Annotated in this window: 13 protein-coding genes; 2 read left to right on the top strand and 11 right to left on the bottom strand. The window is 37.4% G+C overall.

The features are described 5' to 3' along the window. Position 1: 1 nt before the first annotated feature. The 6 genes from SJY09_RS01575 to SJY09_RS01600 form a co-directional block, all read right to left on the bottom strand. Complete coding sequence (locus SJY09_RS01575) at positions 2-2200, bottom strand: DUF5916 domain-containing protein (protein WP_396637214.1); 2199 nt, start codon at positions 2198-2200, stop codon at positions 2-4. A gap of 65 nt (positions 2201-2265) precedes the next feature. Continuing rightward, complete coding sequence (locus tag SJY09_RS01580; protein ID WP_396637215.1) at positions 2266-4464, bottom strand: DUF5916 domain-containing protein; 2199 nt, start codon at positions 4462-4464, stop codon at positions 2266-2268. 67 nt (positions 4465-4531) lie between these two features. Continuing rightward, the gene (locus SJY09_RS01585) at positions 4532-6730 is read right to left on the bottom strand and encodes a DUF5916 domain-containing protein (protein WP_396637216.1); all 2199 of its coding nucleotides are present in this window, start codon (positions 6728-6730) and stop codon (positions 4532-4534) included. Between the two features lie 55 nt (positions 6731-6785). Then, a complete protein-coding gene (locus SJY09_RS01590; RefSeq protein ID WP_396637217.1) occupies positions 6786-6959 on the bottom strand; it encodes an Arc family DNA-binding protein in 174 nt (57 codons plus the stop codon). A gap of 66 nt (positions 6960-7025) precedes the next feature. Next, the gene (locus SJY09_RS01595; protein ID WP_396637218.1) at positions 7026-7877 is read right to left on the bottom strand and encodes an SPFH domain-containing protein; all 852 of its coding nucleotides are present in this window, start codon (positions 7875-7877) and stop codon (positions 7026-7028) included. Positions 7878-7942: 65 nt separating this feature from the next. After that, complete coding sequence (locus tag SJY09_RS01600; RefSeq protein WP_396637219.1) at positions 7943-10204, bottom strand: transglycosylase domain-containing protein; 2262 nt, start codon at positions 10202-10204, stop codon at positions 7943-7945. Between the two features lie 89 nt (positions 10205-10293). Here SJY09_RS01600 and SJY09_RS01605 point away from each other — a divergent pair, with 89 nt between their 5' ends. Continuing rightward, a complete protein-coding gene (locus tag SJY09_RS01605; protein WP_396637220.1) occupies positions 10294-11067 on the top strand; it encodes a S1/P1 nuclease in 774 nt (257 codons plus the stop codon). Between the two features lie 12 nt (positions 11068-11079). Here SJY09_RS01605 and SJY09_RS01610 read toward each other — a convergent pair whose 3' ends face one another. The 3 genes from SJY09_RS01610 to SJY09_RS01620 form a co-directional block, all read right to left on the bottom strand. Beyond that, a complete protein-coding gene (locus tag SJY09_RS01610) occupies positions 11080-11358 on the bottom strand; it encodes a TIGR03643 family protein (RefSeq protein ID WP_396637221.1) in 279 nt (92 codons plus the stop codon). A 260-nt stretch (positions 11359-11618) separates the two neighbouring features. Further along, positions 11619-12218, bottom strand: a complete 600-nt coding sequence (locus SJY09_RS01615) for an alpha-ketoglutarate-dependent dioxygenase AlkB family protein (protein ID WP_396637222.1) — start codon at positions 12216-12218, stop codon at positions 11619-11621. Continuing rightward, a complete protein-coding gene (locus SJY09_RS01620; protein WP_396637223.1) occupies positions 12218-13090 on the bottom strand; it encodes an AraC family transcriptional regulator in 873 nt (290 codons plus the stop codon). The genes SJY09_RS01615 and SJY09_RS01620 overlap by 1 nt, the downstream gene beginning before the upstream one ends. Positions 13091-13305: 215 nt before the next feature. Here SJY09_RS01620 and SJY09_RS01625 point away from each other — a divergent pair, with 215 nt between their 5' ends. Beyond that, positions 13306-13890, top strand: coding sequence for a hypothetical protein (locus SJY09_RS01625; RefSeq protein WP_396637224.1), 585 nt, complete (start codon positions 13306-13308; stop codon positions 13888-13890). A gap of 54 nt (positions 13891-13944) precedes the next feature. Here the strand turns inward: SJY09_RS01625 and SJY09_RS01630 are convergent, their stop codons facing one another. Together SJY09_RS01630 and SJY09_RS01635 are read right to left on the bottom strand one after the other, a co-directional pair. Next, complete coding sequence (locus SJY09_RS01630) at positions 13945-14310, bottom strand: MauE/DoxX family redox-associated membrane protein (protein ID WP_396637225.1); 366 nt, start codon at positions 14308-14310, stop codon at positions 13945-13947. Continuing rightward, a complete protein-coding gene (locus tag SJY09_RS01635) occupies positions 14310-14942 on the bottom strand; it encodes an MOSC domain-containing protein (protein WP_396637226.1) in 633 nt (210 codons plus the stop codon). The genes SJY09_RS01630 and SJY09_RS01635 overlap by 1 nt, the downstream gene beginning before the upstream one ends. Positions 14943-14956 lie beyond the last annotated feature (14 nt).

Below are 14956 nucleotides of genomic sequence, written 5' to 3' on the forward strand. Positions count from 1 at the left end.
GTTATATATTTAACCAGTAAGACAGTTTAAGGTTAATAGATCTAAACCTTGGAGCAAATACATTTACAAAGTAATTATCATTGTATACAAGAAAAAGGTCCGATAATGGAGCAAATCGCCACTGCAATCTAGAGTTAAAGCCCAAATTGTCACGTTGATTACTATACTGAATCAGAGTAGACCAGAAAATGGATTTACTGAACGTAATATTGATATTTGGACTAATTAACCAAAGGTTTGCGCTAGAAAATGGTGCGGGAAGGTCTATTTGGTCATAGTTGAACATTAAGGAGATAGAGGCCTTAGGTTGAAAGCGCATGGTCATACCACCTTCTATGGAAAAGCGGTTACCGTTAAAAAAACGACCAATGCTCGACTGTATATCATATGAAAAAAGTTTTCTTTGATCAGAACGATACCCAGCTTCAAAGCTATTATAATAGTAATTTTCGTTTGCCGGAAGTGGTATAGCACCTTCCGTTCGGGTGGGGTCAAAAGGGTTGAATAGAAAAGTGAAACTATTCGTGTATTCTATTCTTGCTTGTGATTGGTTATTGAAATTAACTTCATAGCGTGATCGTAGATCATAATCGGTATTTTGAAAACTTCTACTTGGGCTCCAACGTATATTTGTAAAATACTGAAAAGAATGGTTCTGCACTATGCCTTTCTTAGGCCAAAAAACACGTTCAAGGCTCAATAGGGTCTTAAAAAGATCGGTTCTACGTACGAAGCCCAAATCTGAACGAAAATCTTCGTCTATAAAAGAAGCTTTAGCAAATACATTGAACTTTCTTTTATTGTACCTAATAAGGGCACTTGTGGCGTAGTTTCCCTTGTTATCGTCCGGTTGAAATGATTTGTGGGTTATAAATGACCCGTTCCAAGTGTTGTCCTTTGAGGCCAAATTATAATCAATACCTAACACACGATTATATTCATCTTTGCGCTCTACAAAATCATAATCTTGAAAAGATTGTTTGTTGATAAAGAAAATACCAATATTAGACCTCGAGAAAATACGCTGTTGCAATGCCAACATGGTGTTATTATTAGAAGGAATTCTATTTTCTAAATCTTCTGCCGTTTGAATATTTAATATCCCAACGCGAAGATCGTTCGTTAATTTACCGCTTAGCCGTACACCGCCAATAATATTATTTTCTATTGTCTCGCCCAAAGTATCCTGAGCAATTCCGATACGCCTTGAGAAAAAAGGACTAAAGTCAAAACCGTTTCCAAAACTTGCAAAAAGGTCGTTGTTGTCTATAAAAAACTGACGTCGCTCTGGTAAAGCGATTTCAAAGCGAGTGAGGTTGGTTATAAAATTATCTACCTCCACGGTAGAGAAATCGGGATTTAGGGTAAGGTCAAGGTTTAGGCTATTACCAATAGCTATTTTGGCATCTGCACCAACCTTTACGCTATTGAGATTACGGTCGGTTTCAAACTCTCTTTCCGCAATACCGTTCACGTAAGGTATAAGCGCCAATGGTGTTCGTGATTTTCCCAACGGTTTTTCGAATACCATATCGCCCATAAAGGCGAGGTTGTAAATTTGTTGGTTCTGTGGTATCCTTGTCCAAGTGCTTCGCTCGTTAGCTTGTGTTTCTATTCTATAACTATTAAAACGCCATTTGGTAGCACCTTCTTCAAATTTGAAGGAGGTAAGTGGAATAACCATTTCTGCCGTAAAATAGTTTTCATGAATTTTAGCATCTCCCTTCCATTTGATGTCCCATGCCAAATTAAAGTCATCTTGACTTGTGCCCCCGTTTGCAATGAGTCCTTCTCGGCGCACTCCAAAAGGGTTTATACCAAAAAGAAAAGCATTGGTACCGTCGTTGAAAGTGTCAAAAACTAGAGAAAAACTATCACTGCCACTACCTCTAAAATCACGCCTCAAGGATTGTGTTGCATAATTTTTACCACTGGAATATGCTTTTATTCCTATATAGATATTCTTATCGTCATAAAGAATTTTAATTTGGGACTGTTTTCTGGCTTGAATAGAATCTAAAGGAAAATACTCCCAAAATTCATCTGCGCTATCGGCCATTCCCCATATAGGTTCATCTAAGTTTCCATCGGGTTTTATACTCTCAGAAATAAACTTTACGGTTACTGATTTGGTTTCTTGTTGACTTAGTAGGATGTAACAGGATAAAAGACATACAAAGACACAAAAAACTCTAGCCATTCATTTAAATTTCGGTGGTTCTCAAATTTAAGCGTTTACAAATTAAATTAAGTAATAGAGCTATACTAAATGTTGAGCCAGTAGGTAAGCTTTAAATTGATAGAGCGAAACTTAGGTTCGAACAAGTTTACGGCATAGTTATCATTATAAACTATAAAAAGGTCTGATAATGGCGCAAAACGCCATTGTAGTCTAGAATTGATTCCTAGATTATCTCGCTGATTGCTATATTGTATAAGTGTAGACCAGAAGATAGATTTGCTAAAGGTTATTCCAACACGCGGACTCACGAGCCACAGGTCTGCGCTGGGAAAAGGGTCTGGAAGACTTATTTTATCATAATTTACATTCAAGCTTAAACGCACTTTTGGTTGTATTCTTAGTATAAATTCTCCCTCAGCAGAAAATCGGGAACCATTAAAAAAACTTCCGATAGAACTATTACCTTCATAAGCAAATACGTTTGCCCTGTTTGACCTGTATGAAAAATTTACGTTATTGAAATTATAATTTTGATTTCCAGGTAACTCAATAGCTCCTTCAGTGCTCGTGGGGTCAAAAGAATTATTTAGAAATATAAATCTATTGGAATATCCAATACCAAACTGGGAAAGATTTTTCATTTCAAAATCGTAGTTCACGTTAATATCATGATCAGTTCTTTTTAGGTCTAAAGTTGGTCGCCAGGTTACTACGGAAAAAACTTGAATGCCATGATTGTTTATTGGTCCTTTTGCTGGCCAAAACAAACGATTTACGGATAATGCGGATTTAAAAATGTCTTTTCTTCGAATAAAACCAAGATCTGAGTTAAAGTCCTCGTCTACTAGCACTACATCTCCGAAGACGCTCCAGAAGCGCGTATTACGGCCCAAGTTAGCGCCTATGGAATAGTTTCCCACGTTATCGCCTGGTTGAAACGATTTGTGCCCATAGAATTTACCCTGCCAAACATCGTCCTTACTAGATAAATTATAATCTATCCCAACAACTCTGTTGTAACGGTCTTCCGGTATGGAGAAATCGTTATCTCCAAAAGTTTCCCTGTTTATGAAGAAAAAACCAATGTTAGAACGTGAAAATACTTTCTGTTGCAGGGCTAACATCATATTGTTGTTGGACACTATTTCCCTGTCCAAGTCTTCACCGGTTTGAATGTTCAATAAGCCCAAACGGAGGCCATCATTGATTTTACCGCTAAGACGTATTCCTCCAATAATATCGTTTTCTACAGAATTACCTGCGCTGTCGGTGGCAATACCTATACGGCGAGAGAAAAATGGATTTGCATCTCTACCGCCTCCAAAATCCCCAAAAAGGTCATTGTTATCCACAAAAAACTGTCGTCTTTCCGGAAGGGATACCTCAAATCGTGTAAGGTTCGTGAAAATATTATCTACTTCAACATTAGAAAAATCGGGGTTTACCGTAATGTCAAGGTTCATGCCGTTACCAATAGCTATTTTAGCATCCCCTCCAACTTTTACACCAGTTTCACCTTTTTCTGCTGTAAAATCTCTATCGGATAAAAGATTTGCATATGGTATAATCGTTAAAGGTGTTCTGGACTTTCCCAGTGGCTTTTCAAATACCATATCTCCCATAAATGCCAAACTGAAAATAGATTGATTTTGTGGAACAGGGTGCCAAACACTGTTTTCATTGACCTGTACATCAAATCGGTAACTTTGAAAACGCCATTTGGTTTCGCCTTCCGTAAATTTGAAAGACGTTAGGGGAATTGCCATTTCAGCGGTATAATACCCATCAAATATTTTACTGTCTCCTTTCCATTTTACATCCCAAGAAGTGGTAAATCCGCTATTATTGCCTCCACCTCCAGAAATAAGGGCCTCGCGGCGCACACCATAAGGGTTGATTCCGAATAAAAAAGCATTGGTACCGTCATTAAAGGTGTCAAAAAGAATACTGATATTATCATTTCCACCAGCTCTAAAATCACGTTCTAGTGATGGTATTACATAATTTTTACCAGGGGTATACACTTTTATTCCTACATAGAGTGTAGTTTCATCCGTAATCATCCTAATGTCAGTTTGATATTCTGCAAGGACATCATCGGAGGGGAAATATTGTTGAAAATCGCCAGCACTCTCTGCTATTTCCCAAATGGGTTCATCTAAAATACCATCAGGAACAATTTTATCGGCCGTATGTTTAACCGTAAAGGATTTATTTATGTCTTGAGCATATACTTTAGTAAACAGCGATAAAATTGCTAGAAAGCTTAATGTTTTAGTCATTTAGTTAGATTAGTTTGCTCTTTAAATTGATACACCTGTCCTAGTTAAAATATAGAAATTAGCTGTTCTAAATGTTTAGCCAATAGGTAAATTTTAAGTTTATGGAGCGAAATTTTGGTTCAAATAAGTTTACGGCATAGTTGTCGTTATAAACAATAAATAGATCTGAAAGCGGAGCAAAACGCCATTGTAATCTGGAATTTATTCCAAGATTATCGCGCTGATTACTATATTGAAAAAGCGTAGACCAGAATATAGATTTACTAAAGGTTATACCTACACGCGGGCTCACCAACCAAAGATCCGCACTAGGAAAAGGATCTGGGAGGCTAATTTTATCATAATTTACATTTAGGCTTAATCGTACTTTAGGTTGTAATCTTAGTGTGGCCTCCGCACCCATGGAAAATCTAGATCCGTTGAAAAAACTACCGACAGAACTTTCGGCCTCAATAGCGAATACATTCGCCTGATTGGACTGATAATTGAAACTAACAGCGTCAAAGGTATATCCTCTATCGCCGGGTAGTTCAATAGCACCCTCGGTACTGGTGGGATCAAAACTATCGCTTAAGAAAATATAGCTGTTGGCATAGGAGAACCCGAATTGGGAAAAATTCTTCATTGCAAAATTATAGTTCACCTGTATATCACGGTCCGTTTTCTTGTAGTCAAGACCGGGTCTCCACGTTATAATCGGGAAGATTTCAAGCCCATGGTTGTTTATTGACCCTTTTTTTGGCCAGAATAAGCGTTGTACTGAGGTAGCGGATTTAATAATATCGTTGCGTCTAATAAAACCTAAATCCGACCTAAAATCATCCCCCACATAAGCCAAATCCGTAAAGACATTCCAAAACCTTGTATTTCTGCCTAAAAAGGCACCTGCCGAGTAGTTTCCTTTTTTATCGCCTGGTTGAAATGATTTGTGCGTGTAAAACTTACCGAACCAAACATTATCTTCACTTGCCAAGTTATAGTCCACCCCTATGACCCTATTATATGTTTCTTCCTCATCAATAAAATCTTCATTTCCGAACGCTTGTCTATTAATAAAGAACATGCCAATATTAGATCTGGAAAATACCTTTTGCTGCAGGGCGAACATCATATTATTATTGGAGGGAATTTCTTGATTTTCGTCTTTTGCGGTTTGAATGTTAAGAAAGCCCAGTCGCAGATTATTATTTAGCTTGCCACTAAGTCTAATACCTCCTAGGATATCGTTTTGTACGGAATTACCAGAGCTATCGGTAGCAATACCAATTCTTCTGGAAAAAAAGGGATTTGCATCTCTACTACCTCCAAAGCTTCCGAATAAGTCATTATTGTCCACAAAGAATTGTCTTCTCTCGGGTAGCGAAACTTCAAAACGAGTGAGGTTGGTAAAGATATCATCTACCTCTACATTAGAAAAATCCGGATTTACGGTTACATCCAAGTTCATTCCATTACCAATGGCAATTTTAGCATCTCCGCCTACTTTAAAAGAAGTTTCTCCGGTATCGGTGCTAAAATCCTTGTCGGTGATTGCATTTACATAAGGTATCAAGGCCAAAGGAGTCCTGGAACGACCCAAAGGCTTTTCAAAATACATGTCTCCCATGAAGGCAAGATTGATAACGCTTTGATTTTGGGGAATTACAAACCAGTTGCTACGTTCATTGGACTGCATATCAAAGCGATAGCTTTGGAACCTCCATTTCGTTTCACCCTCGGCAAATTTGAAAGAAGTTAGGGGAATAGCCATTTCAGCGGTATAGTAACCTTTATATATCTTACTTTCTCCACGCCATTTAACGTCCCATGAGGTGGTAAACCCCCTTAAGCTCTGTCCTCCACCAGAAATGAGAACTTCTCTACGCACACCATAAGGGTTTATTCCAAAAAGGAAGGCGTTGGTGCCATCGTTAAAAGTGTCGAATATAATACTGATATTATCGTTGCCACTAGCTCTAAAATCACGTTCTAACGAGGGTATAATATAATCTTCTCCGGGAGTATATACTTTTATTCCTACATATAATGTCGTTTCGTCCGTGACCATCCTAATATCGGTCTGGTATTCTGCGGGAACATTATCTGAGGGGAAGTACTGTTGAAACTCGCCGGCACTTTCAGCTATTTGCCAAATAGGTTCATCCAATATGCCATCCGTAATAATTTTGTCAGAAGTGTGTTTAACGGTAAAAGATTTGTCTTTGGTTTGGGAACGTACAGCAACAAAAAGAAGTAAAAGCACTAAAGCGCTTAATTTTTTGGTCATTATCGTTTGGAATTAGCTAGGCTCAAAATTAACCTTTTACACCGTTAAAAAAATGCTAAAACTTATTTGTCTTTTTCTCCTTTGGAGCGCGCTTTGCTTCTTTGAGACTTTTCATGAGCATCCATTCTATTTGCCCATTAGTGCTGCGAAATTCATCTGCCGCCCATTTCTCGATAGCTTTTAGCATATCTTCGTTTACCCGTAATGCAAAGGCCTTTTTTTTACTCATCTAAATAAAATCATAACTAAGAAGTCTAGGACTAAATAGTGCTATAACTTGAACTACAAAGGATTTTTAATGATTTAAGGTTCCCGTATTTACAATAGGAGCGGCATCTTTGTCAGAACACAGGACAACCATTAGGTTGCTGACCATAGCCGCTTTGCGTTCCTCGTCCAAAGCTACTAATTCTTTTTTGCCCAACTCTTCCAACGCCATTTCTACCATACTTACGGCACCCTCGACAATCTTATGTCTAGCAGCTACAATTGCCGTTGCCTGTTGCCTTTTGAGCATAGCATTTGCAATTTCTTGCGCATAGGCCAAATATCCGATACGGGCTTCCAAGACCTCAATACCGGCCATGGATAGGCGCTCTTGGACTTCCTTTTCTAATGCTTCACTCACTTCATTCAGACTTGAACGTAGGGTAATATCTTCATCCAAACCTTCATCCGCAAAATTGTCATAGGGATACATACTAGCTAATTTACGCACGGCCGCATCGGTTTGTACACGCACAAAGTTTTGATAATCATCAACCTCAAAAGCAGCTTTGTAGGTATTGGTAACGCGCCAGACTAGAATTGTACTGATCATTACCGGATTCCCTAATTTATCGTTTACCTTAAGTCTTTCGCTATCAAAATTACTTGCACGGAGCGAAATTTTCTTTTTGGTGTATAAGGGATTTACCCAAAACAGTCCATTTTTCTTAATAGTGCCTACATATTTTCCGAAGAGTAGGAGCACTCTAGAGCTATTGGGGTTTACCAGGACAAATCCAGGGATAATAAATACTGCGGCAAATAACATGAAAGCCCCGACATAGATTCGTAGTAGGGGTATTCCTGCACCAATTAAGAGTACTAGTACAAAGAGCATGGTGTATCCGTTAATAGGATTATAGTTTTTTTCAGTTGACATGGTATGTGATATTAAAATGATATCATAAATATATCAAATAATTGAATACATAGGCTTTTTTCGAGTTAATTTTTAAACTTTTTTTCCTTTTTCTTATTCGGATTTTTAAACAGACGCTTAAAGAAACCATCTCTTTTGATGGGTTCACAATCTAGTGCTGCTTGCACAGTGGCATTAGGTTTTGTGAATTTGGCCCTGGTAATTTTATTAAAGGCTTTGTCTTGATTCAATTTTTGATACCAAAGCGCAAAAAGTGGCAGTGCCGCATTAGCGCCTTGGCCTAAGCTGGTGCTCTTAAAACCTATTTCATGATTATCCAATCCCACCCAGGTAAGGTGTATTAATTTTGGGGTCAACGCTACGAACCAAGCATCTTTATTGTTTTGAGTAGTACCTGTTTTCCCCGCAACATCATTCTTTAGCTTATAGGTGTCTCTTATTCTCGATGCGGTACCCGAGTTTATCGTAGCCTTCATCATTTCAATCATAATTTGTCCATTTTCTTCGGAAAAAGCACTTTTTTTACTCATTTTTGACTTAAAACGGACTAAAATGGAATCATTTTGATTTGCAATACTTTTAATGAGAAAGGGTTCAATTGTTTTTCCATCATTCAAGTAGCTTGTGTAAGCTTTGGCCATTTCGGTCATTTTAATTTCACCTGTTCCTAATGCCAATGAAGGTAATCGCGGAAGTTTTTCATCGATACCCATTTTCTTGGCTTGTTCCAAAACATTTTCAATTCCTGTTTTTTCTAAAACCTTAACCGCAATGGTATTGACAGAATTACTTAGGCCTTGTTCCATGGAGTAGTTCAAATAGGTTTCATTTTTTTTACCAGAATTACTGGGAGACCAGCCTTCTAAATTTTTATAGGCAATTTCCTGAGCAGAAAAATAGGTGCATGGTGCGATACCATTCTCCAAGGCCGCTGTGTAAACTATTGGTTTAAAAGTGGAGCCTACTTGTCGCTTACTTTGGGAAATATGGTCGTATTTAAAATGCTTAAAGTTTACTCCACCTATCCATGTAAACACGGCTCCCGTCTTTGGGTCCATGGACATCGTTCCTGTGTTCAGGATTTTAGCATAGTATTTAATACTGTCTATAGTGCTTGCTTCTCGTTCAAAATCGCCCGCCCAACTAGAAAATGTTATTTTACGGGTATTGTTCCTAAGACTATCCAGTATTTGGGATTCCTCAATACCTTGTTTTTTTAATTTTCTGAAGACTTCGCTTCGTTTTACGATTTTATTGATGAGGTTCTTGTTTTTTAACCAAGGCGCATCTGTTCCATAGCTTTTTTCAAAACTTTGCTGCAATCCGGTCATATGCTTTACCATTACCTCTTCTGCTAATTTTTGCATTTTATAGTTGAGCGTCGTGTAGATTTTTAAACCACTGGTATATATGTTAAGGTTATGACCTTTTTCATTTTCCTGTTTGGTCCATTTTATAAGTTGTTTACGTACCTCTTCACGGAAATAGGGTGCTAATCCGGCATTATAATCAAACTCCCTATAATCCAATAGGAGCTTAGTATTCATAAATTCTTTTAATTGATTTTTATCTATAAAGCCGTTTCGCTGCAAAGCCATAAGGACCACATTTCTACGGGTAAGACTTTTATCGGGAAAAATTCTTGGATTATAACCATAGGTTGCTTTTAACATACCAACCAAGGTTGCGGCTTGGGTATAAGAAAGGTTTTTGGTTCTCGTATTAAAGAACTTTAGGGCCGCACTTTCAATCCCAAAAGTATTATCGCCGAATGAAACCGTGTTCAGATAGTGCGCAAGGATCTGTTCCTTGGTGAAGAGCGATTCCAATCTTTTGGCGATCAACATTTCTTTAAATTTATTTACCACCAGATTGGTCTTTGTACGTTCTTTCCTAGGATAGAGGTTTTTGGCCAATTGTTGCGTAATGGTACTGCCGCCTCCAGAAGAAGTATCGCCCATAAGAATAGTTTTAAGACCTACTCTAAAAAGACTTTTGTAATCTATTCCCGTATGTTCGTAGAACCTTTCATCCTCAATAGCGATGAGTGCCTGCAGCACTTTATCCGGAATGTCATCAAAAGGAATGGGCTGGCGGTCGTTGAGGTAATATTTGCCTATTAATACACTATCTGCCGAAAAAACTTCAGAAGCCTGTTGATATTGAAAGTTAGCCAATTCCTCGGAGCTGGGTAACTTGCCCCAAGCACCCATATAGATGCTTGTTATGAATAGAAATACAGCTAAAAAAGCGGACATTACCCCAATTAGTAAATAGCGTAAGAACTTTGGTTTTAATACTCTTATGAGCGTAAATAGCTTTTTCATGACCACAAGATGTCATTAAAATTTGAGCTCCGTATAGTTTTAACAATAACTTAAAATATGATGGTCTATTTTTGATACAAATTTAGAGGATGAAAAATATACTGATAGTAGTTTTCTTAGCGGTTCAATTTTCTTTCGGGAACGATGTGGTTTGGTCTAAAACCGGTCATAGAGTTGTAGGAGATGTAGCTCAAGGGCATTTATCAAGAAGAGCGAAAAAAGCGATAGATAAGATACTCAAAGGTCAAAGTTTGGCAGCGGTGGCTAATTTCGCCGATGAGATTAAGGCGGATAGGCAGTTTAGAAAATTTAGTGCTTGGCATTATGTGAATTTTCCATCAGATAAAAATTATCGGGACGTTGAACCGAGCCAATATGGAGATTTAGTGATGGGTATCAATACTTGTATTTCCATAATAAAAGATGCCAATAGTACTGAGGAAGATCGTGCTTTCTATTTGAAGTTTTTGGTGCACTTAATAGGTGATTTACACCAGCCAATGCATGTAGGACGTTTGGAAGATAAGGGTGGAAACGATATACAAGTACAATGGTTTGGGGATGGGAGTAACCTACATCGTGTCTGGGACGCCAACATGATCAATGACTATGGAATGAGTTATACGGAGCTATCGGACAAATTACCGGTGCTTTCTAAAAATCAGATCAAGGAATTACAAAAGGGCGATGTGTACGATTGGGTAGAAGAATCTCAAGATATTGCCAATGAGCTTTATGATTCCGTTGCGATAGGCGAAAAAATAGGCTACCAATACGGCTATAAGTGGTGGGGTACTGTGGAGACACAATTACAAAAAGGAGGTATACGCTTGGCAGCAGTATTGAATAGAATTTTTGAATAGAAAGTCGAAGTATTACCTTTTAGAAATCTTATTTCCAGTTATTTGTCTTTGACGAGAACATTTGAAACGGTCTACATCGTTATTCCTAAGTTTGGCATGTTTCGTTGCTCTTCCCTGTACTCTTTTGCGCCACATGCGAAAACTACTGGGTTTCATTTCTTTTCTCATGATTTCTATCGTCTCCTGTTCGGATATTCCAAACTGAAAAGTTATAGCATCAAAAGGTGTCCGGTCTTCCCAAGCCATTTCTATAATGCGGTCCAATTCTATTTCTGTAAATTCTTTTTTCATAGCAGTGCAAATATACAAACCAAAAAAGAATCGTTTTGGCACGACCTTTGAAATAGTTTATTTGATTACGCCCAGCGAGGATATTAGTGTAGTTTGTCCCTTTACTAAAGATAGTTGTGTGTTGCAATATAGGACTCAAAAAAATCGGTTCCCACGGCCGATTTTTTATTTGATAATCGAGATTTAAATGCTTCGAGGCTTACTTCAAAAATTAAAGGTCGTTTTCTTACGAATGTTGTGGGAGCTTGCTCTTTGATTATTTAGTTTATAATCCGAAAGGTAAGATTAATGCGCTCTGGAATAGGTTTAGCGGTTTTGGGTATCTGGTGCTTCCAAAAATGCTGGGTTTTTCCTCGCATTAGTAGCAGGCTGCCGTGTTCCAAAAGAATTTTTTGTTTTAGCTCTGGATCGGTATTATGCTTCAAGTGGAAAAAACGTTCAGCTCCTAGGCTTATTGAGGCTATAATAGGATTTTCACCTAATTCTTTTTCGTTATCCGCGTGCCATCCATTACTATCCTTTCCGTCTCTATAAAGGTTTAGAAGACATGTGGTAAACTTACACTCGGCAATACCTTCTATCTTTTTCTTCAGCGTTAGAAGTTCTTCTGTGAACAGGTGTGGGGTCATGGTAATGTTAGAATAGGAGTAGGGCATTTCATTATTCGCGTAAAGTGCCGTAAGTCTGGGTTGCGCATACACCTTTCCAAATACCTTTATATCATCTTGCTGCCATGCAATGGTATCCCTAAAAACATTGAAGTATTCGGTTGCCTTTTCGTGTGTTATGAACTTTGGATAATAGCTAATGGTACTATCCGGTAATTTTAAATCTATAGGTTCATTAAAAAGGCCTTGCATTAACTCAACACGGTTTTAAGTTGATTTCTATATTCCGAAGGGTTTTGTCCTGTAAAGGCTTTAAAGGATTTATTAAAATGCGAGAAATTATTAAAACCACATTCAAAACAGACCTCGGTAATACTCATAGGTTTTTCTGCCAATAGTTTGGAAGCATGTACTAGCCTATATTCGTTTACGAACTGAATAAACGTCTTATTGGTTATTTTTTTAAAGTACCTACAGAAAGAGGGTATGGTCATGCTTGTCATATCTGCAATTTCCTCTAAGGTAATTTCTTCCTTAAAGTTATTTTTTACATGATTGAATACCACATTAATACGGTCATTATCCTTAATATCCGTTTCCAAAGAAAATCCTTCTGCATTAAGCAGTTTAATTTCTTGTGAATTGGCCAACTCGTTAAGAATATTCAAAATAGAAAGTAGACGTTGAAAATCGGTCTGGTATTCCAATACTTCCATCTTTTCGCCAATCTTACGTTTGGTTTTACCGGAGAAGGTTATACCGCCATTGGCCGCAGTGAAAAGGCTCTGAATCTTTTTCATTTCGGGAATATTGAAAAAATCGTTTCCTAGAAAATCCAATTTCATCTGAATTACTGTTTCACTCGTATTTCCCGTGAGTCTATCCGTTAACCCGCAGTGCGGCAAGTTACTTCCTATTAGTATAAGTTCTCCATTGGTATAGTATGAAACGTGACTTCCAATTTGTCTTTTTCCCGAACCACCGTTAACATATACCAATTCTATTTCCGGATGATAGTGCCACGCAACGTTTTTATTCAATTTAGATTCGTTAAACTTTTGAAAAGTAAAGGAATGCCCAAAAGTGGGCTCTATTGCTTCAAAAGCAGGTTTTTGACTAATCATAGCAATTATAGTTTATAGTATAAAATTAGATAACTATCGCTTTAGGGTCATTTACAAAATTACCTATAATATGTGGAATATTAACCAATGAATGTTTTGACACCCTGTTCATTGTTAAAATAGAACATAAACTGGAAAATTACCATGTAGTGAGAACTTAAGTCTAGGACTAAATTTGCCTTGTAACTATTTATTAATCTAAAAAACAGATTATTATGAAAACAATTTTAAAACTTACAACAGTTGTTGCCCTAATGCTTTCTACAGTAGTTGGCTTGGCAGAAGAAACAAAATTAAATGTAGTAGCGCTTACAAATGCTAAGAGTTTACTGTTAACATTGGAAAACGGTTCTAATGATTTAGACATACGTTTAGTAGATTCTGATATGAATCTTATCCATGCTGAAACGATTACCAATAGCACGGTAAGTAAAAAGTTCGATTTAAGGAATTTAAATGATGGAACGTATTACTTCTACACATCAGATGATTTCAAAAATTATAGATACACTATGGCCATTGCGGACAATGTTCTTAGAATTTTAGATATAGAAGAAAGTGTAAAGCCATACTTTAGAAAAACAAGGAATAAGATTTATATGAACTTCTTAAACTTGAACAAAGCTCCTGTGGAGATTAAAGTTTACGACGCAGATTATAGATTAGTTTTTTCTGAAACTAGAAACGAGGAATTGATAGTGGAGAAAGCATTTAATTTTTCGGATGCCTTTGCTGGTAGCTATACCGTAGTAATCACGGATAGTAAAAGTACTTACACAGAAGATTTTACAGTTGATTAAGTTAGGTTAAATTTCAAAGAGGAGGGGACGCGGTAGCGTCCCCTTTTTGTTTTATCAATAGTTCAAGTAAGAGAAAGCCCAAAACATGAGCGCAAACTGTAAGGGAATGCGGAGCACTAATATCCATCTGGGAATGCCTGCTGCTTGTTTTTCGCCGCTAAGCATATAGAAATGTACTAGGAGAAAGATAATAAGCATTGCTATTATTCCATATATAGCAAAATTCTTTGTAGGTTTAAATACTAAGCCTATTCCCAAGAGTACTTCTGCTATACCGCTCCATAGAACCAAAGCCTTATGATTTGGTAAATACCTGGGCATAATTCTCAAATAAATTTGAGGTTTTATAAAGTGCATAAGACCAGCGAAAATATAAATGGCAGCCATTACATATAAATGCCAGGGAAAAGATAATTCCATTACTGATATTTTTTAAACCGATCCTTTTTGTACTGCGGAACTGCATCATTATTCATAAACAGTGTCAACAGCTCTTTATTTTTTTCCTTTGCGAATATAAGTTCATAGAAATCCTTTACAGTTAGGGCATTTTCAGATTCTTTCACTAAGATTAAGGCATCTCCTGCAGCGACCTGACCTTCTTCTAAAATTTTGACGTATGTGCCGGGGTGATTATGCGCTATGAACTGCCTTAAAATATCTTGCGTACCAAAGCGTATACCTAATTTATAACAGGGTTCTCTTGGTTGGGATATTTGCACCAATGCAGAACCCAAACGGTACATATTCCCCACTTTTATCTTACTTTCTTCCAAACCTTCAACGGTAAGGTTTTCTCCGAACATGCCCCAATCCCATTCCATATCCGGATATAAATTTTTCCAGTAAGGATAGTAATCGGCCGAGAAAAGATAACAGGCCTTATTGATACCTGCATGGTGTACGCGGTCTATTACGGTATCGCCTTTTACATCGTCCTTGGATAAGTATAATGGTTTTTCCGTGGGATATTTAAAAATCCCTGTTTCTTCTTCTTTCCCGTTCCATTCAAATGTTACGGCTTCTCCAATATTTGTGGCAATAACCTTCATTAGGTGAAGATAAA

It is taken from the genome of Maribacter sp. R77961 (genome assembly GCF_044594925.1).
Taxonomy (GTDB): Bacteria; Bacteroidota; Bacteroidia; order Flavobacteriales; family Flavobacteriaceae; genus Maribacter.